Annotated in this window: 26 protein-coding genes; 18 read left to right on the top strand and 8 right to left on the bottom strand. The window is 62.0% G+C overall.

The features are described from left to right. Positions 1–40 precede the first annotated feature (40 nt). From EHF33_RS06415 to EHF33_RS06400, 4 genes are all read left to right on the top strand, one after another. Positions 41–1,129, top strand: a complete 1,089-nt coding sequence (locus EHF33_RS06415; protein WP_124869005.1) for a YeiH family protein — start codon at positions 41–43, stop codon at positions 1,127–1,129. Positions 1,130–1,328: 199 nt separating this feature from the next. After that, positions 1,329–2,801, top strand: coding sequence for a DUF512 domain-containing protein (locus tag EHF33_RS06410; protein WP_241191293.1), 1,473 nt, complete (start codon positions 1,329–1,331; stop codon positions 2,799–2,801). Positions 2,802–2,926: 125 nt separating this feature from the next. Next, positions 2,927–3,313, top strand: coding sequence for a large conductance mechanosensitive channel protein MscL (gene mscL, locus EHF33_RS06405; protein ID WP_124869002.1), 387 nt, complete (start codon positions 2,927–2,929; stop codon positions 3,311–3,313). 68 nt (positions 3,314–3,381) lie between these two features. Further along, complete coding sequence (locus EHF33_RS06400) at positions 3,382–3,834, top strand: DinB family protein (RefSeq protein WP_124868999.1); 453 nt, start codon at positions 3,382–3,384, stop codon at positions 3,832–3,834. 367 nt (positions 3,835–4,201) lie between these two features. Here EHF33_RS06400 and EHF33_RS06395 read toward each other — a convergent pair whose 3' ends face one another. Further along, entirely contained in the window at positions 4,202–4,672 is a 471-nt protein-coding gene (locus tag EHF33_RS06395; protein WP_164473426.1) for a DinB family protein, read from the bottom strand. Positions 4,673–5,067: 395 nt separating this feature from the next. Here EHF33_RS06395 and EHF33_RS06390 point away from each other — a divergent pair, with 395 nt between their 5' ends. Continuing rightward, positions 5,068–5,751 carry a hypothetical protein gene (locus EHF33_RS06390; RefSeq protein ID WP_124868992.1) on the top strand — a complete coding sequence of 228 codons (684 nt, stop codon included), beginning with the start codon at positions 5,068–5,070 and terminating at the stop codon, positions 5,749–5,751. A gap of 9 nt (positions 5,752–5,760) precedes the next feature. Here EHF33_RS06390 and EHF33_RS06385 read toward each other — a convergent pair whose 3' ends face one another. Beyond that, positions 5,761–6,456, bottom strand: a complete 696-nt coding sequence (locus tag EHF33_RS06385) for an amino acid ABC transporter permease (RefSeq protein ID WP_124868989.1) — start codon at positions 6,454–6,456, stop codon at positions 5,761–5,763. A gap of 103 nt (positions 6,457–6,559) precedes the next feature. Here EHF33_RS06385 and EHF33_RS06380 point away from each other — a divergent pair, with 103 nt between their 5' ends. Then, the gene (locus EHF33_RS06380; protein ID WP_124868986.1) at positions 6,560–7,510 is read left to right on the top strand and encodes an ROK family protein; all 951 of its coding nucleotides are present in this window, start codon (positions 6,560–6,562) and stop codon (positions 7,508–7,510) included. A gap of 54 nt (positions 7,511–7,564) precedes the next feature. Here the strand turns inward: EHF33_RS06380 and mltG are convergent, their stop codons facing one another. The 3 genes from mltG to cmk are packed head-to-tail and all read right to left on the bottom strand — an operon-like array spanning position 7,565 to position 10,290. Then, positions 7,565–8,599: an endolytic transglycosylase MltG gene (gene mltG, locus EHF33_RS06375; protein WP_124868983.1), complete on the bottom strand. Its 1,035-nt coding sequence runs from the start codon at positions 8,597–8,599 to the stop codon at positions 7,565–7,567. Then, positions 8,596–9,591 carry a carbohydrate kinase family protein gene (locus EHF33_RS06370; RefSeq protein WP_241191292.1) on the bottom strand — a complete coding sequence of 332 codons (996 nt, stop codon included), beginning with the start codon at positions 9,589–9,591 and terminating at the stop codon, positions 8,596–8,598. The genes mltG and EHF33_RS06370 overlap by 4 nt, the downstream gene beginning before the upstream one ends. A gap of 60 nt (positions 9,592–9,651) precedes the next feature. Further along, on the bottom strand, positions 9,652–10,290 hold the full coding sequence (cmk, locus tag EHF33_RS06365) for a (d)CMP kinase (protein ID WP_124872907.1): 639 nt from the start codon (positions 10,288–10,290) through the stop codon (positions 9,652–9,654). 98 nt (positions 10,291–10,388) lie between these two features. Between cmk and EHF33_RS06360 the strand changes: the two genes are divergently transcribed. Both EHF33_RS06360 and EHF33_RS06355 read left to right on the top strand, forming a co-directional pair. Beyond that, on the top strand, positions 10,389–11,189 hold the full coding sequence (locus EHF33_RS06360; protein WP_124868981.1) for a peptidylprolyl isomerase: 801 nt from the start codon (positions 10,389–10,391) through the stop codon (positions 11,187–11,189). 87 nt (positions 11,190–11,276) lie between these two features. Next, a complete protein-coding gene (locus EHF33_RS06355) occupies positions 11,277–11,807 on the top strand; it encodes a peptidylprolyl isomerase (protein WP_420889958.1) in 531 nt (176 codons plus the stop codon). A gap of 65 nt (positions 11,808–11,872) precedes the next feature. Here the strand turns inward: EHF33_RS06355 and EHF33_RS06350 are convergent, their stop codons facing one another. After that, positions 11,873–13,258 (bottom strand): M20/M25/M40 family metallo-hydrolase, encoded by a 1,386-nt coding sequence (locus EHF33_RS06350; protein ID WP_124868975.1) that lies wholly within the window; start codon positions 13,256–13,258, stop codon positions 11,873–11,875. A 218-nt stretch (positions 13,259–13,476) separates the two neighbouring features. Here EHF33_RS06350 and EHF33_RS06345 point away from each other — a divergent pair, with 218 nt between their 5' ends. The 9 genes from EHF33_RS06345 (at position 13,477) to pgl (ending at position 23,007) form a co-directional block, all read left to right on the top strand. After that, entirely contained in the window at positions 13,477–14,253 is a 777-nt protein-coding gene (locus EHF33_RS06345; RefSeq protein ID WP_124868972.1) for a hypothetical protein, read from the top strand. Positions 14,254–14,363: 110 nt separating this feature from the next. Next, positions 14,364–14,672, top strand: a complete 309-nt coding sequence (locus tag EHF33_RS06340; RefSeq protein WP_124868969.1) for a hypothetical protein — start codon at positions 14,364–14,366, stop codon at positions 14,670–14,672. Positions 14,673–14,679: 7 nt separating this feature from the next. Beyond that, positions 14,680–15,591 (top strand): Tle-like phospholipase domain-containing protein, encoded by a 912-nt coding sequence (locus EHF33_RS06335; RefSeq protein ID WP_124868966.1) that lies wholly within the window; start codon positions 14,680–14,682, stop codon positions 15,589–15,591. A gap of 164 nt (positions 15,592–15,755) precedes the next feature. Continuing rightward, positions 15,756–16,814: an LptF/LptG family permease gene (locus EHF33_RS06330; protein WP_124868963.1), complete on the top strand. Its 1,059-nt coding sequence runs from the start codon at positions 15,756–15,758 to the stop codon at positions 16,812–16,814. Then, positions 16,811–17,953 (top strand): LptF/LptG family permease, encoded by a 1,143-nt coding sequence (locus EHF33_RS06325; RefSeq protein WP_241191291.1) that lies wholly within the window; start codon positions 16,811–16,813, stop codon positions 17,951–17,953. Before EHF33_RS06330 ends, EHF33_RS06325 begins: the two co-directional genes overlap by 4 nt. A gap of 287 nt (positions 17,954–18,240) precedes the next feature. Continuing rightward, the gene (gene gnd, locus EHF33_RS06320) at positions 18,241–19,359 is read left to right on the top strand and encodes a phosphogluconate dehydrogenase (NAD(+)-dependent, decarboxylating) (RefSeq protein ID WP_124868960.1); all 1,119 of its coding nucleotides are present in this window, start codon (positions 18,241–18,243) and stop codon (positions 19,357–19,359) included. A gap of 431 nt (positions 19,360–19,790) precedes the next feature. Further along, complete coding sequence (zwf, locus tag EHF33_RS06315) at positions 19,791–21,332, top strand: glucose-6-phosphate dehydrogenase (protein WP_241191315.1); 1,542 nt, start codon at positions 19,791–19,793, stop codon at positions 21,330–21,332. Continuing rightward, a complete protein-coding gene (locus EHF33_RS06310; protein ID WP_124868957.1) occupies positions 21,329–22,309 on the top strand; it encodes a glucose-6-phosphate dehydrogenase assembly protein OpcA in 981 nt (326 codons plus the stop codon). The genes zwf and EHF33_RS06310 overlap by 4 nt, the downstream gene beginning before the upstream one ends. Then, a complete protein-coding gene (gene pgl / locus EHF33_RS06305; RefSeq protein ID WP_124868954.1) occupies positions 22,306–23,007 on the top strand; it encodes a 6-phosphogluconolactonase in 702 nt (233 codons plus the stop codon). The genes EHF33_RS06310 and pgl overlap by 4 nt, the downstream gene beginning before the upstream one ends. Positions 23,008–23,063: 56 nt before the next feature. On the opposite strand, the gene EHF33_RS06300 is transcribed toward pgl, so the two are convergent. Then, the gene (locus EHF33_RS06300; protein WP_164473425.1) at positions 23,064–24,134 is read right to left on the bottom strand and encodes a GGDEF domain-containing protein; all 1,071 of its coding nucleotides are present in this window, start codon (positions 24,132–24,134) and stop codon (positions 23,064–23,066) included. A gap of 85 nt (positions 24,135–24,219) precedes the next feature. After that, complete coding sequence (locus EHF33_RS06295) at positions 24,220–24,984, bottom strand: TatD family hydrolase (RefSeq protein ID WP_124868947.1); 765 nt, start codon at positions 24,982–24,984, stop codon at positions 24,220–24,222. 93 nt (positions 24,985–25,077) lie between these two features. Here EHF33_RS06295 and EHF33_RS06290 point away from each other — a divergent pair, with 93 nt between their 5' ends. Then, positions 25,078–25,749, top strand: coding sequence for a hypothetical protein (locus EHF33_RS06290; protein WP_124868945.1), 672 nt, complete (start codon positions 25,078–25,080; stop codon positions 25,747–25,749). Positions 25,750–25,784: the final 35 nt, after the last annotated feature.

The following is a 25,784-nucleotide window of genomic DNA, read 5'->3' as shown; positions in this document are numbered from 1 at the left end:
TGAATTAGATTTATAACGCTGCCAAACCTAGCATGGATGCATGTCTTCCGCTCCCGCTCCGCACCAACCCTCCCGATTTCAGTCTCAGTTCGCTCAACTGCTGCCCGGTCTGCTGCTCTCTGGCGCGGTGGCGGGCAGTGCGCTGTGGCTGGACACGCAGGGCTGGCTCAGCTCATTTGGCCTCAGCAGCCTGACCCTGGCGATTGTGCTGGGCATTTTGGTGGGCAACACCTTTTACACCCGCCTCGCCCCCACCGCGCAACCGGGCGTCACCTTCAGCAAGGGTGCGCTGCTGCGGCTGGGCATCATCTTGTACGGTCTGCGCCTGACCATTCAGCAGATTCTGGGCGTGGGGCTGGGCGGGCTGCTGGCTGATCTGCTGATGCTCAGCAGCACCTTCTTTCTGGCGTTCTGGCTGGGCACGCGCTGGCTGAGGCTCGATGCCCAGACGGCCATTCTGATCGGCGCGGGCAGCAGCATCTGCGGCGCTGCCGCCGTGATGGCCACCGAACCCATCGTCAAGGCGCAGGCCGAGAAGGTCGCGGTGGCTGTCGCCACAGTGGTCATCTTCGGCACCATCGGCATTTTCTTGTATCCGCAGATGGATGCCTGGCACTGGTGGCCGTTTTCGGGGCTTCACTTCGGGGTCTACATCGGCTCGACGGTTCACGAGGTCGCGCAGGTGGTCGCCGCAGGCCGCGCCATCAGCCCGCAGGTGGCTGACGCGGCGGTGACGGTCAAGCTGCTGCGGGTCATCTTGCTCGCGCCGTTTTTAATGCTGCTGTCGTACTTCTGGGGCCGCTCAGAGCCGCGCCGCACCGATCAGCGCGGCGCACAAAAAGGCAGTGCAGAGAAAGTCAAGCTGAGCATTCCCTGGTTTGCCTTCGCCTTCATCGGCGTGGCGCTGTTTAACTCGCTCCACCTGCTGCCGGTGCGCTTACTGCACAACCTGATCACCCTTGATACCCTGCTGCTCAGCATGGCGATGGCCGCGCTGGGCCTGACCACCCACTTCGGAGCCATCCGTCAGGCCGGGGCCAAGCCGCTGCTGCTGGGCGCGGTGTTGATGGTCTGGTTGGTGGGAGCCGGGGGATTGGTGCAGGGGTTTTTGATGAGCGTGGGGCTGTAGTGGGTTTTGGGGCGCGGCGCGGCAAAAGGTGCTGAAGGCTCCCCGAAGCGGCAACCGTGCCCCGCCTTCCTAAACTGAGCCAGTATTTCTGTTAAACTGCCGCGTTTAGGGTCAGCCCGCTTAGATGGAGAGTTGCCTTTTGGTAGGCGCGGCGGCAGAGGTGGCCCGCCCAAGAAGGGTTTGAACTGAGGAGTTTGATTTGACGGCCACACTGTTTCCCCAACTGTCCGAAGAAGTTTTCCCCGCCCCGATCAAGTCGGTGGAAGCGGGCAGCGCCGCTGAGCGGGCGGGCGTGCGCCCCGGCGACCAACTGCTGCGCGTTAACGGCCAATCCGTCACCGACGTGCTGGCCTACCGGCACCTGCTGTCACAGGGTAAGGCGGCGCTGGAAATCAGCCGCCCCGCCGCCGTACCTTTTTTTGCCACGCCGCAAGACCACCACACCATCAAAATGGGCGAGGCCGCCCAGACCTTTTTCTTTGAGGTGGAATGGGAAGATCCGGGCCTGGAATTTGAAGAAGTCCTGTTCGACGGCATCAAGAAATGCGCCAACAAATGCGATTTTTGCTACGTCCACCAGATGCCGCGCGGCTTTCGCAAGAGCCTTTACATCATGGACGACGATTACCGCCTGTCGTTCCTCTACGGCTCGTTCGTCACCCTGACCAACCTGACCGAGGGCGACATCAACCGGATTCTGGACGAGAACCTTTCGCCGCTGTATGTCTCGGTGCATTCGTCCAATCAGGCGCTGCGCCAGGACATGATGAAGTGGTGGAAGCTCAAGGTCAAAGACCAGCAGGCCACCCAGATCACCGGCATGATCGAGCGCCTTTCGAGCATCGATCTCTACACCCAGATTGTGCTTCTACCGCAGCGCAACGACGGCGAGAACTTCGATGAGACGCTGGAGTACCTGACCTCGCGGCCCAACGTGATCTCGGCGGCAGTCGTGCCGATTGGCTTGACGGATCACCGTAAGAATTTGCCCGACGTGCGCCCCTTCAACAAAGAAGAAGCCAAAGACGTGATCAAGCGGGCCAACATCTGGCGCAAGAAGCTACTGGCCGAGCGCGGCACCCGCTTTATTTTCCCCAGCGACGAGTTCTATCTGCTGGCCGGTGAGCCGCTGCCCACCGAAGAGGAATACGAGGGCTTTCCGATGCTGGAAAACGGCGTCGGGATGATCCGCGACTTTTTGACCGAGGGGATGCCTGCTTTGCCGGAGCGCTTGCCCACACCCAAAAAAGTCATTTTGGGAACGGGCCTGCTGTTTGCCGAGTCGCTCGACCTTGCCGTAGAGCCGCTGCGGGCCATCGAGGGTCTAGAGATCGAGGTGCGGGCCATCGAGAACCAGACCTTCGGCAAAGTCACCACCGTGGCGGGCCTACTGACCGGGCGCTGCTTCCGGGCGGCTGTCAAAACCGGCGAGGCGGATTTGTTGATCGTGCCGCCCACCACTTTGCGCTACGGCACCGAGCTGATGATCGACAACACCAGCCTCTCGGAGTTGGCCCACACGCTGGGAATGCCGGTCAAATCCGGCGGCAGCACGCTGGGCGAACTGGCCCGCGTGATCTTGGGTGACGTGGTCAGCAGCGGCCCGCAGTTTGGCATGAGCGCCCACGCCGTCAAAGAAAACAGCAAGATCGATGGTTCAAGTCAGGCCTGAGTGTCAACACGCTGTTGGCTAAACGGCAACAAATCTTCCGAAGCACGTCAGAAATTGGCTTCATGTCTAGACGACATCGAGAGCTCCAGATTGTGCTCCGGCGCAGAAAGTGGAAAAATTAACACATGGTAAGTGGATTTCAGAAGTTTCTGTTGCGCGGCAATTTGATTGATCTGGCAGTCGGTGTGCTGATCGGTGCGGCTTTCGGCAAAGTGGTGGAGTCGTTCACCAGCGGCCTCATTCTACCGATCATCGGTATTTTTGGCGGTGTGCCGGATTTCTCGGCGCTGGTCTTCACCATCAACGGGAGCGTCTTCAAGTACGGCGCATTCATCACTGCTCTCCTGAGCTTTGTGTTGTCTGCCGCGGTCATCTACTTTTTTGTCATCGTGCCTTTCAATAGGTTGATGGAGCGCTTCAAGCGTGAAGAAAAGCCCCCGGTTGCCGAACCCACCAACGAGGAAAAGCTCTTGGCCGAGATCCGCGACGCGCTCCGGCAACGTCCCCTCTAAATTCTCAGCGTCAAGCAAAGTGGCCCGCCTGTCTGGGGGCCACTTTCGCATGGGTGTATGCTGCGCTCATGACCCGCGCTCAGAACTACATCAACGCTTACCGGATGCACCGCGCCGCCCTGCAAGACCTCTACGCCGAGTTGCCCAGCGAACAGGGGAACTTCAAAGCCTGGGAAGGGGGAATGAGCTTCGTGGGGCTGGCCGACCACCTCTCGGCCTCCACGGCCCGCATTCCCGCCATGCTCAGCGGCGAGAAACCTGTTGCCGCCGCTGAGGGCAGCGCTGATCTGGCGTCGGCCCGCACCCGGCTGGCGGCGTCCACCGAGCAGGTGGTGGACATGATAAGCGCTCTGAGTGACGAAGACTTTGACCGGCAGGTGTCCGCCTTCGGTGGCCGCGAAATGCCCATCGGCGCTTTGATGGAGTTTCTTGTTCAGCACGAAGCGCATCACAAAGGTCAGGCCTGGCTGATGGCCCGCATGGTGGGCGTAACGCCGCCGTTTTTTGTCAAGTTGGGGTAAAAGCCAAGCGATCTGCCGCAGCCCTCAGTACACTGCAAATCTGCTCAAAAGCTCCCAGCCGATCGCCTTCGTTCGCCAGAATAAGAGGGCTGCCACCGTGCAGGCGACGCCAAAGAGAGCCACGCCCAACCAGATCGGCGGTATGGCCCGGAATCCGGCAAGAAAGGAAGACTGGGGGTGGAAGCGTGAGTCACGCTGTTTAGGGCTTGACGTTCTTGGGTGTTCTGTAGAATTTTGCTTGTTGGAGTGCGCCCGGCGTCGTTCCCATCATCCTTTTGAACACCCGCATCAAGTGTGCTCGGTCGGCGGAGCTCAAACGTAATTCGACGCCGCTGACCAGTGCTGAGCAATTGTCGGGCCATCTGCCCTACTGAGTTTGTTTGGGGCGTGGTGTCCAGCAGCCCAGCAGCTGCCGGAGCAAGACAATTTTGCCCAGATGGTAAGCGTTGTGAACGGCGAGCTGCTCGAGTGCGTTTCGCCAGGTGAAGCCGGGATTGCTACTTTCCTCTTCGGTTTCCAGCCAGGCCCCGTTTTTGGCCAGCTCTACCGCACGCTGCGAAGAAGTCAGAAACGACGCAACCAACTCTTGCCAAGCTGCCTCGTCTTCAGGCGCAGGACTAGGGGGCAAGAGTTCGTTTTGCTCCCAGCGCTTGATGGCCTCCGCGTCTTGTTCTAAGACAATCTGCTGCCACAGAGCAGTGTGCCAAAGCTCCTCATAAATGCTATGGACATTCTCGGCGGGCCGCACACCGACTTGCTCAGAGGTCAGTCCGTCCAGAATGTACTGGCGCGGCGCGAACTCACCGTTGAGAAACAGAAAACTCCAGACGTCAGTCACAATAGCCTCCCTGAGGGCTGCATTCTACCGGCCTTGACCAAGTCCGCCTGAGCGCCGACTCCAGCGCTTTATCGTTTGCTCTCGCCCAAACGCCTTGAAGACAGGTTACGGAGAGGAGTTCTTTCATCTTCTCTTTATCTAAACTCAATGCTTTAGCTGAAAATGAGATGATTTGCTCATTCCTTTCCCAATTCACAATGCTTTACAAGGCTCAGGAGGTTACAAGTATGGCGCAGTTCAGGGCAATCAACGTGCGGTTGATGGTGGCGTTGGCCGCTGTGGCGGGGACACTTTCAGCTTGTAATCCTACCTCGCCGCCCTCTAGCATGGGTGGCGGCGGTAGCGGTAGTGGCGGTGGCGGAAGCGGTGGCCCTGTCGCAGGCACTTGCGCTTTCATGACTTTTGGTACGGGCGACACGCGCCTGAGCAAAGTCACTTCATTGGGGTCGCCTGCAAGTGTCCACTACAGCCGCGAAACGGTGCTGGGCAGCCGCAGCTTCAAAGGCCAGACGCTGACGGCGGTGGAAACCAGAACGTACAGCGACGCGCAGGCGACCATCCTGACCGGCTCGAGCGTCATCTACTACGACGTGCAGGGGGCTACTTTCGGTGCGGTCTACGCCCAGAGTTTTGACGCCAGCGGCACCACTACCAGTGATGTGGTGTATAGCCCTGTGCCTTACTTGCCGCTCAAGCTTGCCAGCGGCTCTAATTCAACGGTTGCCTTCGCGGCGACGGCCACATCTTCAGCCGGTGGTTTCAATATCAGGGCCAGGGTAGACACCGCCTATACCCTCAGCGTCGGCGCGGCCACCAGCGTGAACGTACTTGCTGGAAGCTTTTCGGCTTGCCCAGTCACCTACAGTGCCTACAAATTGGAGGTGACCATTTCTGGCATTGGGCTGCTGTCCAGTACACAATCGAACTGCACCTTCACTGGCACCACTTACGCGGGTATGCCGGGCAGTGTCAAATCGGATTTTAGTAAAGCTGGATGTACCGTCGGAGGGGTGGGCGGCTACGCCCCGTTTTCCACTGAACTGATCAGCGCTCAGGTGGACGGCAAGAACTACCCCTGACTTCTGTCTTCAAATCACCCGGCGCTGCGGCAAGCTCTCACCGCGTGAGAACCGCCGCTCCAGCCAGCGCACGATGCGGGTCAGCACAAAGGTCAGGGCAAAATACATCAGCGCCAGCACCGCGTAGACTTCAAACTGCCGGTAGGTGGCGTTGGTGATGTAGCGCCCCTGCGAAAACAGTTCTTGCAGCGTCACGGCGCTCGCCAAGCTGCTGCCCAAAATCAGCGAGATGAACTCGTTGCCCAGTGCGGGCAGGGCCACCCGCCAAGCCTGCGGCAAGACCACGTGCCGCACGGCTTGGGGGCGGGTCAGTCCCAAACTGCGCCCCGCTTCGATTTGGCCTATCGGCACGCTGCTCAGCCCACCGCGCACGATTTCGGAGGTGTAGGCCGCCGAATACACGCCGAGTGCCAGCACCGCCGCTGGAAAACTCGGCAAGGTCAGGCCGAGGGTAGGCAGGCCGTAATACACCACGCTCAGCAGCACGATCAGCGGAATGCCGCGCACCACGTCCACATAAGCGTTACTCAGTGGAGCCAAGATCGGCAACCTAAAAAAGCGCACCAAGCCCAGAAATGTTCCCAGCACCACGCTGACGAGCAGCGCCGAGAGGCTGACGGCCAGCGTCAGTTCAAGCCCCGTGAGCAGCAGCGCTGGGTACTGTCCTGAAAAAATGGTTTTGAAGCCCTCCAAGAGATCGGCCATATCGGGGCAGTCTAACGGCTGGGGCGGGGAAGGCGGCAGCGGGGGGGCGGGCTTTGGGGAAAATGGGTCTAGACTGTGGCCCAGATCAATTCTGGGAGTTCACATGACAAACCAAACTCAACTTGCTCAAATCCAAGCCGCTCCAGTCCAGCCGCCCACCTCAGAGCGGGTCAGCATCGGTGTGGATGTGGGCGGCACCAAAATCGCGGTGGGCGTGCTGCGCGGCGAACACCTGCTTGACCGCCACGTTCAGCCCACCCCCGAAACCGGCTGGCCTGCGGTGCTCGACGCTGTCGCCGCCCAGATTCGGCTCCTGCAAGTCGCCCACCCCGACGCCCTGCACATCGGCGTGGGTGTGCCGGGGCCGCTGACGCCTGACCGGATGGGCGTCAAGTTCGCTCCCAATATCTACGGCTTTACCGACGTGCCGATGGTGGCTGGACTGAGCGAGCGACTGGGCATGGCGGTGGTGCTGGAAAACGACGCCAAAGCGGCGGCGCTGGCCGAAGCCACGCTGGGCGCGGCGCGGGGCAGCAGCAGCAGCGTTTACATCACCGTGTCAACTGGCATCGGCAGCGGCATCGTCATTGGCGGGCGCATCTGGCGCGGCTTTCACGGCGTTGCCGGTGAGTTCGGCCACGTCACGGTGCTGCCGGGCGGCCCGGTCAGCGGTGCGGGCCTCGACGGAGCGCTCGAAGCCGTCGCCAGCGGCACCGCCATCGCCAGAGACGCCAGCTACGCCCTCAACCGCGAGGTCAGCACCGCCGAAGCGTTCGCGCTGGCCCAGACCGGCAATCCGCAGGCCAAACGGGTGGTTGAGCAGGCCATGAAACACATTGGCGTGGCGATTGCCGATATTCAAAAGCTGCTCGATCCTGAAGTGTTCGTGATCGGCGGCGGTGTGGCGGCGGTTGGCGACTACTTTTTTGAGGGCGTAGACAGGGCGGCGCAGGAATACGGCGCAGCTTTCGCGCCCGTCACCATTCGCCGCGCCCAACTCGCCTCAGACGCGGGCGTGATCGGGGCGGCACTGTCGGCGTTTGAGGGCATTTAACGGCAAAACAAAAGGGAGGGGAGAACATTCACTCCCACTCCCTTCCCTGTGCCCTCAGCGGTAGCGGGCAATGTCGCGCAGGTGGGCGGCGTAGTCGTTGTTGACGTGAATGATGCCGTCGGTGCCGTGCAAGAAGTACAGCGCCGCTTTGCCGTTGGGGGTGGTCAGCTTGGCGTTCAGGACGCTGCTCAGCGCCGCTTCGCCGGGGTTGTTGATCGGGCCTTTGGGCAGGCCCATGCGGGTGTAGGTGCTGTAAGGGGTGTCTTTGGTGAAGTCGCCGGCTGAGCGGTCGAGGTCAGGCAAGTCTTTGCCGAGGCCGTACGCCACTGTCGGGTCGCTACCCAGCGCAATGCCCTGCTTCAGGCGGTTGAGGAACACCCCCGCCACCACCGGCATCTCCGCGTCGTTGGCGGCTTCGGCCTGCACCATGCTGGCCAGCGTCACCCACTGCTCCACATTCAGATTCAACTTTTTGGCGGCGGCGACACGCTCCGGGGTAAATTCTTGGGTCATCCGTTCGGCCAGCCCCTTGACGATGTCCTCGGCACTGGCTTTGGGCCGAAACGGGTAGGTGGCTGGAAACAAAAAGCCTTCCAAGTTGCCCGCCCCCGCTGCTTTGGCCGCTGGGCTGAGCGAGACATCATTCAGCGCGGCTTTGAGAGCAGGTGCGCTGCTCAGGCCCGCCGCCGTGATGATCTCCGGTAAATCTTTGAGGCGCTTGCCTTCGGGAATGGTCACGCTGACAGTGGGAATGCGCGGATTGCCGGCCAAGTCGTCGGCCACCTCAAAAACGGTTTGATCGGCGGGAATCTCGTACAGCCCTTCTTTGAGCTTGCCTGCCGTGCCGCGCTGACGCATGACGTAGCGCAGCGCCGTGGCATTTTTAATGACGCCGCGCTGCGCTAGCTCGCCCGCTTTGGCAGCCAGGGTATCGCCGGGTTTGATTTCGAGGGTGTATTTGGGGCCGCCCGCACTGGTGGTCAGGCTGTAAACATAGGCGGCAACCGCCAATATGGCGAGCAGAAGCAACAAAAAGATCCAGAACAGCGCCCGTTGCCAAGCGGGGCGGCGGTTGTTGAGGCGGGTCACGCGCCCACCTCTGGACTGGGCTGAGAAAGCAGCGGGGCGAGCCGAAGCTTAAGGGCTTCATCTACCGGCGGGCGTGCGCCAAAGCGCGAGACCACCCAGCCGCCCACCTGCGCGGCTATCTTGGCCGCTTTCACCGGATCACCATGCTCCAGATAATGGGCCAGAAAGACGCCTCCAAAAGCGTCTCCGGCTCCGGTGGCGTCCACCAAGGTATCTTGCGACGCCTGAATGTGGGTGCGCGGAGTCTGCGGGCCTTCCAAAAGTGCGCCGTCCTCGTCCATTTTCAGCACGATCAGGGCTTTGGGGTAATGGCCGCGCAGCCATGCGAGCGCCGCCTCGGAGGTACTTTCCCCGCTCATGGCGCGGGCTTCGTCGGCGTTGGGAAAGAAAATATCGAACGGCACTTCGCTGATCCACGACAAAAAGTTCTCGCGGCCTGCCTGCTGAATCATCTGAAAGCTGCCGGGATCGAGGCTCAGCGTCGCTCCGGCTTCCTCAGCGAGTTTGGCGGCGGCCAAAGCGGCGCGGCGCGGCGGATCGCGGAACAGACTCCAAGCGGTCAGGTGAACGTGGCCTGCGCCCAGCAGCACTTCACGCGGCAACTCTTCGGGCAGCAGTTCCCAGTCGGCTCCCTGTCCGGTCAGCATGGCCCGCTGGCCCCGCTGGTCAATGAGAGCCAAAATCACGCCGGTCGGATGCAGCGGCGTGCGAATCACCTCAGCCAGCACGCCTTCATCTTCGAGGCCCGCCTGCGCCAGCGCTCCGAAGTGGCCGGTGCCGATTTTGCCGACAAAGGTGCTGGGGTAGCCCAGGCGTCTGGCCCAGACCGCCAGGTTGGCTGCGCTGCCGCCGGGGGAAAGTTCCATGCGGCCAGTGGTGTCTCCTCCCGGAAGCAGCGAGGTATCGGGTTTGGCCAGCACGTCCCACGCGAGGTCGCCGACAGAAACGAGCGGCTTGGTGGTGGGCGGCAAAGAGGATTGGTTGAAGGGCACCCGCTTATCATAAATCGGAAATGGCCGCGCGTTGCGCCAGCAGGACTAAGGGGCCAAGCGTTAAGCCCGCTCTTGGACTCCGGCCATGACCGCTGCGATCACGCCCGCCAAGTCGAGGTCGCTGGTGTCGATGATCTGGGCGTCGGCAGCGGGGTGAGACTGCAACTGATCTTGTTCATCGCGGGCAATCAGGGCCTGCTCCACGGCCTCCACATCGCCGACGCGCTCTTTGACGCGCCGCAGCGCCCGCACACGCGGGGAGGCCACCAAAAAGAACTTGGCCCGCGCCTGCGGAAACACGGCGGTGCCCATATCGCGTCCCTCGGCCACGAACGGCGGAGTCAGGGCACGCAGCCGGGCGTTGACCCACTCGCGCAGCTGCGGCAGTTGGGCCAACGCGCTCACGCCCGCGTCGACTGCGCTGGTGTGGGCGTCGGCGGTGAGTTCACGCGGGCAATCAGGAGTATCGAGGTAAATGCGGTTGCCTCCGGCCAGCGGCTCCAAGCGCAGTGGGGCAGCGCCCAGCAGCGAGAGCAGGGCTGGTGCGTCGCTCAGGGACGTGCCCGCTTCGAGTGCCAGCAAGGTCGCGGCCCGGTACAGCAGACCGCTGGAGACATAAGGAATACTCAGGGCGCTGGCTACGCCGCTGGCCACGCTGGATTTGCCGCTGGCCGCTACGCCGTCAATCGTTACAATCACACCAATCGCTACAGTCACGCCGCCGAGTTTAGCTCACCGGACGGGCTAGGCTGCTCCTCAAGGCCGTCTCATCAAAGGGTCGGCTAAACTAAAACCAAATGAAGCGTATTGCCCTCCTCACTTTGCTGACCCTGAGTCTGGCCGCTTGCCAGAAAAAAGAAGCCACCACGACCACCACCGACACCACGGCGGCGGACACCACCAAAACCGACACCACCAAAACAGATACCGCAACACCGGACGCCACCAAGACGGATACCACCAAAACCGACGCGGCCACCCCCGCCGCTCCCGCTGCCATCCCCAGCGGCTACACCCTTGTCCCCGACCTCGGCAAAACGCCCGTGACCACCTTCACGGCCCCGCCCGAAATGAAGCTGGAAGACGGCAAAGATTACTACGCCGTGATCGACACCGACAAAGGCCAGATCGTGGCGGATTTGCTGGAAAATGAAGTGCCGGTGACGGTCAACAACTTCGTGTATTTGGCCCGCAATCACTTCTATGACGGCCAGCGCTTTCACCGCGTCATCGACGGCTTTATGGCCCAGACCGGCGATCCCAGCAGCACCGACGAAAGCAAGAAGGCGACTTGGGGGCAGGGAGGCCCCGGCTACCAATTCCCCGACGAAATTCGCAGCAAATTGGTGTTCGACCAGCCCGGCATGCTGGCGATGGCCAACAGCGGCCCCAACACCAACGGCTCGCAGTTTTTCGTGACCTTTGCGCCTTCCACTTTCCTGAATGGCCACTACAGCTTGTTCGGCAAAGTGGTCGGCGGTGAAGACGTGCTGCCCAAACTGACCCGCACCGCCACCAGCGGACAGGGCGGCGAGCAACCGATTGCCGGCGCGGTGCCCGACACCATCACCAGCGTGCGAATCGTTACCAAGCCCTAAGCATCTCTTGGGGTGCTGGCAATGTTCTCATGAGATTTAGCGGCTAGAATGCTGGCTATGACTTACACCAACGAAGGCTATACCCGGATGAGCGCCCTCAGCGAAGACCGCAAAATTAGCTTCAAGACCGCGCCCAGCTTGGGTGAGGCCATTGAGCCCGGCAAGCAGTACCAGGCCGTGTTTGAGACTACTAGGGGTCGCATCGTCATGGATCTGTACCCCGACGACGCGCCGCAGACGGTCAACAGCTTTGTCTACCTGATCCGCCACCACTATTACGACGGCATTTCCTTTCACCGCGTTCTTCAGGACTTCATGGCCCAGACCGGCGACCCGACCGGCACCGGAGCGGGCGGCCCCGGCTACCAATTTGAAGACGAGTTCAACTCACACCGTCACGACAAAAAAGGCGTGCTGAGCATGGCCAACCGTGGCCCCGCCACCAACGGCTCGCAGTTTTTTATGTTGTTCGCGCCGCAGCCGCACCTTGACGGCAAGCACACCGTCTTCGGGCAAGTTGTAGAGGGGTTAGAGGTGCTCGACAGGCTGACCCGCATCCAACCCGGCTATCCCGGCACGGCGGACAAAATCGAGAAAGCCTACGTGATGGAGAAGTAAGCACAGCAACAAAATGGATCAACTTTGAAGGCCCGCTGAATTGGCGGGCCTTTTTTGATGTCAACCTAACTGGGTTTGGCCTGTGCCAGCCGCTCCATGAAGACCACTCCAAAGCGCACGCCCGCTGCAAAGTCGCGCTTCAGGATATTTTCGTTGGGGGCGTGAACCCTGCCGCCGATGTTGCCGATGCCCATGATCACGGTCGGCACGTTGAGGTGCTTGACGAACGGATAAAGCGGGCCGCTGGCCGCGCTCGACGGCGATACCACCGGCTCCTTGCCGTGCGCCTCGCGGGCCGCTTGCAGGGCGACTTTTACAAATGGATTGTCGGCGCTGGTGCGGGCAGCGTGTTCGCTCGATTCGAGTTCGATCAGCTCGATGTCTTCAAAGCCCAAAGTGTCCAAATGGGTACGCAGCAACTTGACGATCTCATCCGGGTCTTGGTCGGGCACCAAGCGGATGTCGAGCTTGACGAAACCCGCAGCGGGCAGCACGGTTTTGCTTCCCTCACCTTCGTAGCCGCCGTGAAAGCCGTTGACGTTGATGGCCGGCGTCAAGTTGCTGCGCGTCTGGTGCTCGGTGTCGTCGCCCAAAAAGCGGGTGATGTTGTAAGTATCACGCAGCGGCCCTCTGGCGTCAGGCAACTCGCGGATGGCCTGCAAGTCGGCTTCACTGGGAGCGCGGATAGCGTCGTGGAAACCGGCAATACTGGCCCGCCCGGTGGAGTCTCGTAGCGAGGCCACCGCCGCTGCCAAGCGCCACAGCGGATTGTCGACCACTGCGCCCAAGCTGCTGTGCAAATCCGAGTCGGCCACGCGGCAGCGCAGTTCCAAGCACACCACCCCTTTAAGGCCCAGCGACACCATCGGGCGGCCTTCCGAATTGATGCTGCCGAATTCCCACCAACAGCCGTCGGCGCTCAGCTCACTGGCGTGCTGCTCGACGAAGCGGGCCAAACTGGGACTGCCGATTTCTTCTTCGCCCTCGATCAGCCAGCGAATCTTGAGCGGCAGGTGGCCCGCGTGTCTGGCTTTGATGGCCCGCACCGCCGCCAGCCGCGAAGCAAATTCGCCTTTGTCGTCGCTTGCGCCGCGTCCGTACAACCGCCCGTCGCGCTCGGTCAGCACGAACGGCGGCGAGTCCCACAGCTCTAAGGGGGTTTCGGGCTGCACGTCGTAGTGGTTGTAAATCAGCAGGGTGCTTGGTCCCTCTCCCGCTTCGGCAATCAGCAGCGGAGCCACCTGGCCGGGGTACTGGCGCACCGTGAAGCCCTCGGCGCTCAGCAAATCCGTCACGGCCTGCGCGGTTTGCGGCAGCATGCGGCGCTGGGCGCTGACGCTTTCCAAGGCCACCAAAGCGCTCAGATCACGCAGGCCCGCTTCCACGAAGGGTAAGAGTTTGGCGTCACTGGGCACAGGCGATTCAGGCAGCGGGGAAGTGGGGGAAGGCATACCTTGAGGGTAACATCTGGGCTGAGGGCAAGTCCAAAACTTAAGCGCATAAAGTGTCCCAAAGTCGGTTCCGCATTCAAGGCAGCGTGCTGATTGGAGCGCCCTACTCTTGAGCCGTTCTCCTCGCCGTTTCTACTTCCCACCGACCGTCCCAGATGAGGAGCGGCGCGGCGCGTGTCAGGCAACTTCTCACCTCTGCCCGCTATGCTTGACCTCGCATGGGTTCGCGCCATTTCCGCCGTATTCTCCCTGCTCTCAGCTTGTGTTGTCTGTTGGGGGGCTTAACGGCGTGGAGCGGAGCGGCCACTTTCCAAACAACGGGGCAGGGCGCACCCACCTCAGTCAACGATTGGCGCAGCAAACTCGGGCCGCTGCTGCCGCAAACCGGCCAACTGGCTCAGATTATGGAAACGCGGGCCAAGTTCTCCATGACTGAAGTGCGCCGCCGGGTGCTGGACGCGGGCGGCGATCCACGCCTGCTCGACCAAATGCAGGTGAGCGCCGAGCGCGGCGTGGCTCCGCTGTATGACAAGCGGGTCAAGATCAGCGAGAACGACTTTCGGCGCTACCTCGTCATTCAGCAGGAGTTGCAGGCCAGCGGCAAGGTGGTGCGGCTGAGCATTTCGCGCAGTGGCAACCGCCTGACCTTTGGCGATGCGGGCGGCACCGCCCTCCTGCGCGGCATCAGTTTGGATTTGGAGACAGGAGATTTGCGCTTTCCTGAAGGCTTTAGCGCCAAGCCCGAAGCGCTCAATATCTCGGCCCTTCAGGCTGCCAGCGCTGAAGACCCGCTGGGCAAACGCAGCGGCTATGTCTGGAATGTGCGCGGCAGCAATCCGTTTACCCTCAATGCCCTCAATGGCCACTTCGCGCTGCTCTCGCTTGGTGACGGCAGCGTGCTGATCAGTTACAACCGCAACGGGATTTTGAACGGCACGGTGGCCACCGGCACCCTGATTCTAAATTTCAACCGTGACACCGCCGCGCCGCGCTGACTCCACTGCGGAGTTAGGGAGTGATCCAGTGACTTACCATCCGCAAGATGAGCGTCGTCTGGGAACTTGCACAAGGCGGCTCGCCCGAGCAGGCGCTCAGAATAGTCGCTATGGCTAAAGTTGACTCTGCTGCACTCGACTTGTCTTGGCGCAGTTTGGAAGCCCGCCTGCCGCTCGACGAATTGCCCACCTTTCACCGCGCTTTTTTGAGCTGGCGCGGCGTGGAGGGAGCCGCCGAGATGCCGCTGCGCCGCGTGCAGCAGCGTGTGGAAGCCGAACTGAACAAATGGGTTCAGTCCGGCGAGGCCAGCCGTGAGGGAGATGATCTGCTGATCAGCCGCGCCGCGCTCAGCGGGTTTTCGGCGGCTGAGCCTTGGTTAACCCCGCAGCCGGAAACCCAGACGCAGCAGCCGGACTGACCTCGCCATGCGCCGCTTTCCTATTGTCCCGCGCTTCTCGGCTTGGCCCAAGCTGACCGAGTTTCCGCTGCTGAACCGGCGTGAGTTGCCGGCTGGCACGCTCAGCGGTGAAGCGGCTGTTCAGGCTCTGTGGGCTTTGGGAGAAGCGCGGGGCCTCACGCTGCTGGCAGACTGCGCCGCCGCGCTGTGCCTTTATCCGGCGTGGGAGCGGCGCGACTGGAAAATGCCCAGCGCCGAGCAAGCTTTATCGGCTTACGGCGGTGAGTTCAGAAGCGTACCTGCGCTGAGCGTACTGGGGGCGCTGCGTCAGGAAACGGGGCGGCCCAACGTGCTGCACTGTTCCAGCGGCCTTGTTTTTGCCCTTTATCAGCAGCCTGAGCAACTGGTGCTGATCTTGGGCGGCACCAACACCAGCCACTCCGACTCGCAGCTCCACACCTTTCCCGCCGAGGCCAAGCAATTTCGTGCCGACGTGCTCAACGTGCTGGGCCGTTTGCCCCGCCTCTTCTCGGTGGCCGCTGAATTCACCCAGCTCCTGCTCGCCGAGCGTGGCCGCGCTCTCCCCGACTTGCCGCTGACGGTGGCCGGGCACTCGCTGGGCGGCGGGCTGGCGCAGTACGCGGCGGGCCTGTGTGGTGTGCCGGGAGTGGCTTTTAGTCCGACTGCGCTGGGCCGAGCAGTGGCCGCTGCGCTGCCCAGCGCTCCCGAGGTGCTGTGCTTGTCGCTGCACGGCGACCCGATTCCCCTGATCGGCACTCAGCATTTGCAGGCGCGGCTGTTGGGCCATCATCTGCGCTTGCCACTGCACCCCAGCGTGCCGCCCGCCCGCCACATCACCAGTCACGGCCAGATTTATTTGCATTTGCTGGCGTGGCTGCGTGAGGCCTGGCCGGAGTTGCCCAGCGCTCTGGAGTCGTGAGGGCCAAACGGGCCGGATGTCTCGTTACCACCCCACAGGTGGCCCCTCGCCTCTCATGCAGCCGCTGCCACAGGCTGAATTGCTCTTGCTACACTACCCCCCGTGTTCAAGATCGCCGCTCTTTGTAAACTCCACTTTGACTTCAAGTCGGCGCTCAAGCCCGCATGAGAGGTCTTTTTTCACGCTATTTGTTTAAGGAAATCGCGCCGCTCTACGCGGGGGGCGTGCTGCTGTTTTTGTTTTTGAAGATGACCGACATTATCAGTGGCACGGTGGGGGCGATGCTGTCGTACCACACCAGCCTGCTTAGTGCACTGACGCTGCTGAGTTACCAATTGCCGCTGGTGCTCAATATCTGCTTGGTGGTGTCGGTGCCGTTCGCAGTGCTGATGGCCTTTGGGCGGCTGGCTAAAGACAGCGAAGTCAAGGCGGCCTACGCGGGCGGGGTGCGCCCCCTGAGTATGCTGTGGCCGCTGCTGCTTCCAGCGCTGGTGGTGGGCGCGGCGGTGTATTTCAACGCGGCTTACCTGACGCCCAGTGGCAACCAGAAGTACATCAAGTATTTTTACACCGATATTTATAAACTGGCCGTGCCGACGCCCACCACCCAGAACTACGCCCACGCGGAAGGCGGTAATTTTTTTACGGCGGGGCGGATTGACAGTTTGGGCAATGGCAGCCCCAAAACTTTATCCTCGCTGACTGGCGTGGTGGTGCAGACCCCGCAGGGCACCTACAGCGCCAGCGGCGGGCGCTGGGACGCGGCGGCCAAAACGTGGACGCTTTTCGGCGGCTACCGAGTCGACCCTCAGGGCGTGATCACGGCGCTGAGTGCGCCCATCACCTTTGCCCAAACCGACGTGGTGGCACGCCCGCCGCCGCCCACCGATCAGAGCACCACTCCGCAGCTTCGCGCCCAGCTCGCAACGCTCACCCCCAACACCGAGGATTATCGCCGCGCCGCTTACGAACTCAGCCGCCGGGTGGCCGATTCGTTTACGCCGCTGATCTTTGTGCTGGCCGCCGGAACGCTGGGGCTGGCGCTGACCAACCGGGCCTGGGCGGTGGGAGCGGTGATTCTCTTTCTGGTGACGTTTTACGCTCTGTGGAACACCGCGCCGCAACTGGCCGCCGTGGGTGCGCTGCCTCACCTGCTGGCCGCTTGGCTGCCCAATCTGGTGTTCGCGCTGTTCGGCCTGCTGATGGCCTGGAGGCTGCGGTGAGTCGGGCCAGCCGCCCAGCTGCCGCGCCGGCGGGCTTGTTCTCAGGGCGTCTCAACCGCTATTTGCTGGAAGAAATCTTGCCGTTTTTGTTCGCGGGGCTGGCGGTCACCATTTTGCTGCTGCTGCTGGGAGCGCTTCAGGCCATTATCGCGCCGCTGCTGGCCAAGGGAGCCAATCCCGCACTGGTCGCCAAATTGGTGGCCCTGCAACTGCCCGACGCGGTGGCGCGGGGCCTGCCGATTGCGCTGCTGTTTGCCACTTTGCTGGGGCTGTCGCGCCTCTCCGCCGATTCGGAAATCAAGGCGATGCAGGCCGGGGGAATCTCGCCCACCAAGTTGTTCGGGCCGGTGATGGGGCTGGGCCTTGCCGTCACGCTGCTGAGCTTCGCGGTGGGCGAAACCCTGACTCCACGTGCCAAGGTGCAGTCGCTGAGTGTGCAGCGCGAGATCGTCCTCGACAATCCGAGGGTCGCCGGGCTCGGTGTGGCGGGCGGCAAAGCACTGGTGCTGCGCGACGCTTTCGGGCGGGCCATCAGCATCGCCTCGGTGGAGTCCGGCGGTGAGTTGCGCGGCCTGAGCATCGCCACCCTCAGAAACGGCGACGTGGCCCGCGAGATCATCACGGCTCAGCGTGGGCGGCTGAGTGCGGGCAGCAACGTCCTCGAACTGTTTGACGGCCAGCGCATCACCTACCAAAACGAAAAGCCCTCCACCGTGCTGAGTTTTGAGCGCGGCACCTTGCCGGTGCAGGATTTGCAGGCCAGCTTCGAGGGCGGCGACGAACTCAAACCGGTGTATTTGCCGCTGCGTGACCTGTGGCAAAAAGTTCGCGAGTACAAAGCCCAGAACATCAACGCCCCGCAGGAATTTACCGCCTTGCAGCGCAAGTTTGCCGAGCCGTTCGCCGCGCTGTGCATGGCTTTTTTTGCTGCCGCACTGGCAATTTTCTCGTTCAGAAGCAACCTTAATATTGGGCTGGTGTGGGTGCTGCTGCTGACTTTCTTGTATTACGCCACCTGGAGTGTATTCAGGGTGATGGGCGAAAACGGAGCGCTCTCGCCGCTGCTCTCGGCTTGGACGCCCGATGCGCTGTATGTCGTGGCGGGAGCGGCGCTGCTGTGGGTGGCAGCGCGGCGGTAAGCGCGGGTTCGTGGGAAAGCTGGGAGCATGATCAGCCCAGCACGGTGGGTAAAGCTCCGCAGAAATAAGCAAGAAGCGGGCTGACCATCTCCAGAAACAAATCCAAGTTCGTTGCCATCGCTCTCCACTGCTCTTAGGCTTGCGTTAAGAAAAAGCGGGCTGCCTTGCCGTTTGGCCTGCGCGTATGATGCCAAAGAATGAAGCTTCAGCCGGAGGGCGTACGTACTCGGTGCCAGTGTCCGGAAGAATTTCGAGCAAAGAACTTTGAACAAGCATAAGGAGATCACATGAAAATAGGCATGATCGGTTTGGGCAAAATGGGCGGCAACATGGTGGCGCGTTTGCTGCAAGGCGGACAGGAAGTGGTGGCCTACGACCTCAGCGAAGACAACATCAAGCTGGCTGAGGGGCGCGGAGCCGAGGGAGCCCGCACGCTTGAGGAATTGATCGCCAAGCTGCCTACCCCCCGCGCCGTGTGGGTGATGGTGCCGAGCGGGGCCGCCACCGAGAGCACCGTGATGAAGCTGGCCGACCAGATGCAGAAGGGCGACATCATCATCGACGGCGGCAACAGCAATTACAAAGACAGCCAGCGCCGCGCTAAAACGCTGGCCGAGCGCGGCATCGACTTTGTGGACGTGGGCACCTCAGGCGGCGTCTGGGGCCTTAAGGAAGGCTACGCCATGATGGTCGGCGGCGAAAAGGCGGCGGTAGACAGCCTGACGCCGATTCTGGAAGTGTTGGCCCCCGCGCCCACCCAGGGCTGGGGCCGGATGGGGCCAGCCGGCAGCGGCCACTACGTCAAGATGGTTCACAACGGCATTGAGTACGGCATGATGCAGGCCTACGCCGAGGGCTTCGAGCTGATGCATGCCAAAACGGAAATGCAGCTCGACATGGCCCAGATCGCTGAGCTGTGGCGGCACGGCAGCGTGATCCGCTCGTGGCTGCTTGATTTGACCGCCGACGCCCTGAGCGGCGATCCGGAATTCAGCGACCTCTCGGACTACGTGGCCGACTCCGGTGAGGGCCGCTGGACAGTGGTGGACGCCCTCAACGAAGGCATTCCGGCTCCAGTCATTACCCTGAGTGTGCAGATGCGCCTGCGCAGCCAGCAAAAGAGCAGTTACGCCGGCAAAATGCTCTCGGCCATGCGCCGCGCCTTTGGCGGTCACGCCGTCAAGAAAGTGGAGACGGAGGCCGAGGAAAGCATCGTGCCCGAAGCCCACACCCCAGAAGATGCCAGGCCGCAGAACATTCCGGCGTCGGGTACCAAAGCTGCCGGCGCTCAAAGTGACGGTGACACGGCCCGCCAACTCGGTGAAAGCGGCAAAGCCCCCGTCAACCCCAACCCTGAAGACACCGGGAACAAGGCGGCGGGCAACAAGAACGAAGGCCAGTCGTAATGGCAATCAAGAAAACGCCAGCGGCCAAGCCAGCAGCCAGATCAGCAACCAAAACCGCTCAGTCCAAAGCGGACGCCAAGCCGCCCAAGGCCAGCGCCACCGCCAAAAAAGTCACCCAAAAGCCCCAGCCAGTCAGTGCGCTGCCGATTGACAGCAGTGACGTGTTGCCGGGCGCGGCGGGCCACCAAAGCGCGGCAGTTCCAGCATCCAAGAAAGTGGGTTCCAAAGCGGCAGCATCTAAAGGGGCTGTGCCTAAAACGGCTGTGTCCAAGACGGCAGCATCCAAAGCGCCTGTATCTAAACCGGCCCCATCCAAAACGGCTGCTCCCAAAACAGCGGCAACCAAAAAACCAGCCACTACCAAGCCGGTGCAGGGCAAGGCTGCCGATCCCCTGCTGACGCCCGCTGAGGCCAGTGCGCCCAATGCCGCTATGGCCGCCGAACTGGCCGCCAACGTCAATCCATTCCGGGCTGGAATGCGCCGCAGCCGCGCTCCTGAACCGGCCACTCTGGTCATTTTCGGCGCGACGGGCGACCTGGCCAAGCGCAAATTGCTGCCCGCCGTGTTCGGTCTGTGGCAAGACGGCCTGCTCGGCAGCGCCTTTAACATCGTCGGGGTGGGCCGTCAGGAGATGACCGACGAGCAGTTCAAGGACTACGCCATCGAAGCGCTTAAAACCAGCAAGGAAACCGACACCCCGCAGCCCGGAGCGCTGGAAAAGTTCCGCGAGCTGCTGTATTACGAATTCGGTGACTTCGGGGCCGACGAGGTCTACGGCAAAGTCAAAGCGCAGCTCAACGAAGCGGAGGACGCGCACGGCGGGCGCAAGAACGCGCTGTTTTACCTGTCCACCCCGCCGAGCTTGTTTGAGCCGATCAGCAACGGATTGGGCCGACTGGGCCTACAAGACCAGACGGAGGGTTGGCGGCGCATCATCGTCGAAAAACCGTTCGGAACGGATCTGGCCTCGGCGCGGCACCTCAATGACACCCTTCACGGCGTCTGGAACGAGTCGCAGGTCTACCGTATCGACCATTATCTCGGCAAAGAAACCGTGCAGAACTTGATGGCGATCCGCTTTGGCAACGCCATCTTCGAGCCGCTGTGGAACCGCTCGTTCGTCGATCATATCCAGATCACCAACGCCGAGGACTTGGGCCTCGAAGGCCGCGCCGGGTACTACGAGGAAGCCGGTGTGGTGCGCGACATGCTGCAAAACCACCTCATGCAAGTGGTGGCGCTGACCGCCATGGAGCCGCCCGCCGCTTTTGACGCCGACGCCATCCGCGACGAAAAGGTCAAGGCGCTGCGGGCCATTCGCCGCATCCCGGTCGAGCGCGTCTCCGAAGTGGCGGTGCGCGGGCAGTACGGCCCCGGCACCCTCGACGGCGAACACGTGCCCGGCTACCGCGAAGAACCCAACGTGCAGGAAGGCTCCGGCACCCCGACTTACGTGGCCGTCAAGTACGAGATCGACAACTGGCGCTGGCAGGGCGTGCCGTTTTATGTCCGCAGCGGTAAGCGGCTGCCCAAAAAAGTCACCGAGATCGCGGTGGTGTTCAAGCGCCCGCCTTTGGGCCTGTTTCCGGGCGGCCTCGAGCGCAACGTCTTGGCCTTCCGCATCCAGCCGGACGAAGGCGTGAGCCTCAAGTTTTCGAGCAAAACCCCCGGACAAGAAAACGTGCTGCGTGAAGTGGTGATGGATTTCCGCTACGACGCTTTCGGCGCTCAACTCGAAAGCCCCTACTCACGCTTACTCCTCGACGCGATGGTGGGCGACGCGACCCTGTTTCCGCGTGAGGACGAAGTGGATCAGGCTTGGCAGATCGTTTCGGGCATTCTGGAAGCCTGGGATCCCGCCTCGCCGCATTACGTACCGCCCACCGATTTCCCCAACTACGACGCCGGAACGTGGGGGCCGGACGAAGCCGACCAGCTGATCGGCCCGGATCGGCGCTGGCGGCGCTTGTGACGGCCCGGCTCAGTCTCGCTCCGCTTGGCCCGCTGCCCACCAACGTGCGGGGAGCGCAGCGCACCTTAGACGAGCTGTGGGCGCAGACCGACATCGAAACGCGGGCGTACACCGGCAACATCATCGCCCTGACCACGCCCAACTACCAGGGCCGCGTTCAGGAAGCCCTGACCGGCTTGGAGGGCCGCTACGCCGGACGCCAGATCATCGCGGTGATGGAGCCGGCGGCCTCGGGGCGCATGAGCATTGACGCCCAACTGGTGCCGCAGCAAGGGCTGTACATCGAGCGCCTGACGTTGCTGGCCAACCCCGGCCAACTGCGAGGAGCGATTTTGCCACTGCTGCGCCCCGCCACCGTCAACCACGTGTGGTGGGCCTCTGACGATCCGCCCGGCGGGCCGCTGCTGCGCGAACTCACCGACGTGGCCGATCAGGTGATTGCCGACAGCCTGCGCCTCGATATTCCGCCGGCCCGCAACTACGCGCTGGCCGACCTGGGGTGGTCGCGCTCGGCGGCGTGGCGCGAGGGGCTGGCCCAACTGTTTGACAGCAGAGACGCCGCCGGAATGCTGGGCCACGTCAACCGCCTCAAAATCTGGTCGGGCGGCAGAAATGACCGCGCGGCGCGGCTGTTCGCTTCTTGGGTGGCCACCACCCTCGGCTGGAAAGACCTCAGCCCGGTGACCTTTGTGAGAGGCGACTGCCAGCGTCAGCACGGCGATTTGTGCGGCGTGGAGCTGGCTGGAAAGGGGGTGAGCTTCCTGCTCAAATCCATTGGCCCGGAACTGGTGCAGTCCAGCGTCAAGTTTGACAAAGTCAACCGCAAAACCACCTTGATGGTGCCGAGCATGACTTTGGCCGAGGGGCTGGCCCGCGTGATGGCCCGCCCTGAGCGCGGCAGCGAATTCGAGGCGGCTTGGAAACTGGCCCGCGCCAGCATGGACGAAGCGGCACCCGCTCAAGCCGGCTCCTTATGAAACTTCAGGGCGAAATCCAGATTTATCCGACGCCGCAGGCCACCGCGCAGGCCGCCGCTGAAGCCTTCGCGCGGGCCGCTCAGGAGGCCGTCGGTCGGCGCGGGGCGTTTCATGTCGCGCTTTCCGGCGGCAGCACGCCCAAGCTGATGTACGCCGCTCTGCGGGGCCTCGAAGTCCCTTGGCCGCAAGTTCACATCTACTTCAGCGACGAGCGCACGGTGGGGCCACAAGATCCGCAGAGCAATTACCACACCGCCAAAGTGGGCCTGCTCGACTTCGTGCCTCTTCTGGCTGGGCAAATTCACCGAATGGAAGGTGAGCGCGACCCCGCGCAGGCGGCTGCCGATTACGCGGCGCTGCTGCCCGCCCAGCTCGATCTGGTCTTGCTCGGCATGGGCGACGACGGCCACACCGCCAGCCTCTTCCCGGGTACGGCGGGCCTGAGTCTGGGCGGGCGGGTGATTGCCAATCAAGTGCCGCAGCAAGGCACCTGGCGGATCAGTTTTACCTTCAGCGAAATCAACGCTGCCCGTGAGCGCTGGCTCCTCGTCACGGGCGCGGCCAAAGCGCCGGTACTGGCGCAACTCCGGCGCGGTGAGGGCGAGTATCCGGTGAGCCAAGTCAGCGATCCGGTTTGGTACTTGGACGAGGCAGCAGCGGCGGATTTACCGAGCAACTTGGACTCGGCTGGCTCTTGACGCCCGCTTCCGATTCCAAAATGGAGTTGCAAGAATGACCGGAGTTCGTATGGAAGCTAACTGATCTGCGCTATGACACGGTTTTTGCCGCTGGTTTTGGCGTGATAAAGTCCGATGTCGGCGCGGCGCACCAGTTCCTGAACATCGTCTTTGGGCATGCGGCTAGACACGCCGATACTGATGGTGACTGAGCCGGACGGCAAGGCGAGTTCCTCCACCGCTGCCCGCAGCGCTTCGGCCTCGCGCAGAGCGTGGGTGAGGGTAATGCCGCTGAGCAGCACCAAAAATTCTTCGCCGCCCCAGCGCACCAGCACGCCGGATGTGCCGAGGGTTCGCTGCACGGCGGCGGCAATGGCCTGCAGCGCCGCGTCGCCCGCTTCATGGCCGTGGCTGTCGTTGATGCGCTTGAAGTTGTCGATATCCAGCAGCAGCACGCTGACAGGCGTTTGAGCGCCGCGCATCGCTTTTTCAAAATAGCGGTAAGCCGCGCGGCGATTGGGCAGGCCGATCAGATCGTCGGTGTGGGCCATATCGCGCATGGCTTTGGCGCTGTCGTAAGCTCCGCGCCAAGCGCTGCGGTGATTGCCCAACAAGACAATCAGCAGCAGCGTAGCCAAAAAGACTGAATCGCGGGTCAACTGCGTTCCGAGACTCAACCAATTCGGCTCAAGCAGCAGCGGCTCCCATCGGCTGATGAAATGTCCGGCCAGCACGGCGGTCAACCAGTACTTGGCCCGGTGCAGCGGCAAAAAGACGTAAACCCCCGCCGCCAAGGCCAGCGCTCCCAACTCGTTCAGGCCCGCGTTGTCGAGGCGCTGAGGGCCGCCGAAAAGCGGCTGTAAGGTGAAGGTGAGATAGAGGCCGACACACACCAGCAGTACGGTTTTCTCAATAAGCGGAAGGGCCAAGTTTTTCTGTCTCAATGCCCAGATGGTCCAAAAAGACAGCAGCAGCAGCAAGGTACTGAGCGCCACACCGAGCGGGTTGAGCGGCCCCACCGCCAAGAGCGTCGCCAAGCGCACGCTGCTGAACAAAAGTAAGCAGCAAGCGGTGGCCAAATACGTCGAGCGTTTCGGGCCGTCAAGTGAAGTGGGCTTTGGAAGAGGAGTGGGCATCAGAAAGTTCACTTCAGAGTCTGACAGGTTTGCCTGACAAACCTCTGAATTCATTTAAGATGAACTTAAAAAATGCAGGAAATATCAGCGAATAGCTTTACTCCATCAAGCGGTAGACGCTGCGGGCATTGGCGTCGGTCTGCTGCTGCATGGCTTCCTCGCTGAGGCCGCGCAACTTGGCCAAAAACTGCAAGGTGTAGCGCACGTAGCCGGGCCGGTTGGGCTTGCCGCGTTTGGGAACAGGAGCCAGGAACGGAGCGTCGGTTTCGACGAGCAGGCGCTCAAGTGGTACATAGCAGGCGGCTTCCTGAATGGCGTGGGCGTTTTTGTAGGTGAGATTGCCCGCGAACGAAACGTGCCAGCCCGCATCCAGCGCGGCCCTGAGCAGTCCGGCGTGGCCGTTGCAGCAGTGCAAAATGCCTTTGCTCCAACCTGAGGCCGCGATGATCTCGGCGCAGCCCAAACTGGCCCGCTCGCCGCCCGCCGCGTCGCGGGTGTGCACGATGACCGGCATATCGCGCCGCCGCGCCAAGTCGAGTTGCCACTCGAACGCTGAGCGCTGCACCTCCAGTTGGTCGTGTGCCCAGTAATCGTCCAGGCCGGTTTCGCCGATGGCCACGACTTTGGGCATCAAGCTGAGGGCTTCTAGGTCGGCTCTGGTTTCGGGGCTGTCTTCCTGCGCCACATCGGTGGGATGCAGGCCGACGCTGGCCCATACTTCGGGGTACTGCTCGGCCAACGCAAGGGCGCTGCGGGCGTGCTGCACATTTGCGCCGACGCAGATCATGGCGCTCAGGCCCAGCTCAAAGCGGGCCGATGCGGGGTCTTCGAGGTAATCGAGGTGGCAGTGGGTGTCAATCATGCTGCTCAGGGTAGCGTTCAAGCGGCCCTAATCTGACGCCCACCCTCATCTGCGCCGCTTGTCATCACACCGCCCTAAGCACTCTCATGAGCCGTGGCGGCTATCATGCCAGCGTGTTACGAAGCGTTGGGGTTCAAGATTTGGGCGCAGGCCTGGCCAAAAGGCGGCTTTATGCTGCGCTTTAGTGCGGCGGCTTTGCTGGCGCTGGTGCTGTTTGGCCTGATCTTCGCGCTGCTGCCCGCCGCTTCCAGCGTGCGCGGCTCCGGCGTCAAGTTAGAGGGCGTCAAGTTGCGGTTGTATCCGGCGCAGGATCCCAAAGCCGAGTGGCGATTTGCAGCGGGGGAGATCAGCGTCGATCCTGAGAAAGGCGAAACGGCGCTCGATCAACTCGGTCAGGGCGAACGCTGGGCGCAGGACGCGGCAGGCAACCTGCAAAAGGACATGACCATCAAGGCCACCAATCTGGTGATTGACGGCCAAGACAACTTGCACGCCAAGCAAGCCGAACTCTATACCTTGGCGGATTGCAGCACCTTTACGTTGTCCTCAACGGGCAACAAAGAAGTGGTCATCAATCAGCAAGGTGGCTACAGCGCTCCTGCGGGTGAACTCAACTCACCTATTACCAAGGGAAGGTTCATCAACATCACCGCCAATTTTGATTTCAGTAACTTTCAAGCTGAGCAGCCCAAAAGCCGCCAAGATGAAGGACTGCACACTTACCCATCGACTCGCTGTGTCAACGGAAAAGTGGAGCCGCGCTGAAGAGGGTTCACTTCGATGTTTATTCCAACAATCAA

Origin of the sequence: Deinococcus psychrotolerans (genome assembly GCF_003860465.1) — a bacterium.
GTDB classification, from domain to species: Bacteria; Deinococcota; Deinococci; order Deinococcales; family Deinococcaceae; genus Deinococcus; species Deinococcus psychrotolerans.
The sequence above is the reverse complement of the archived record's forward strand: the minus strand, read 5'-3'. Positions and strand labels throughout refer to the sequence as shown.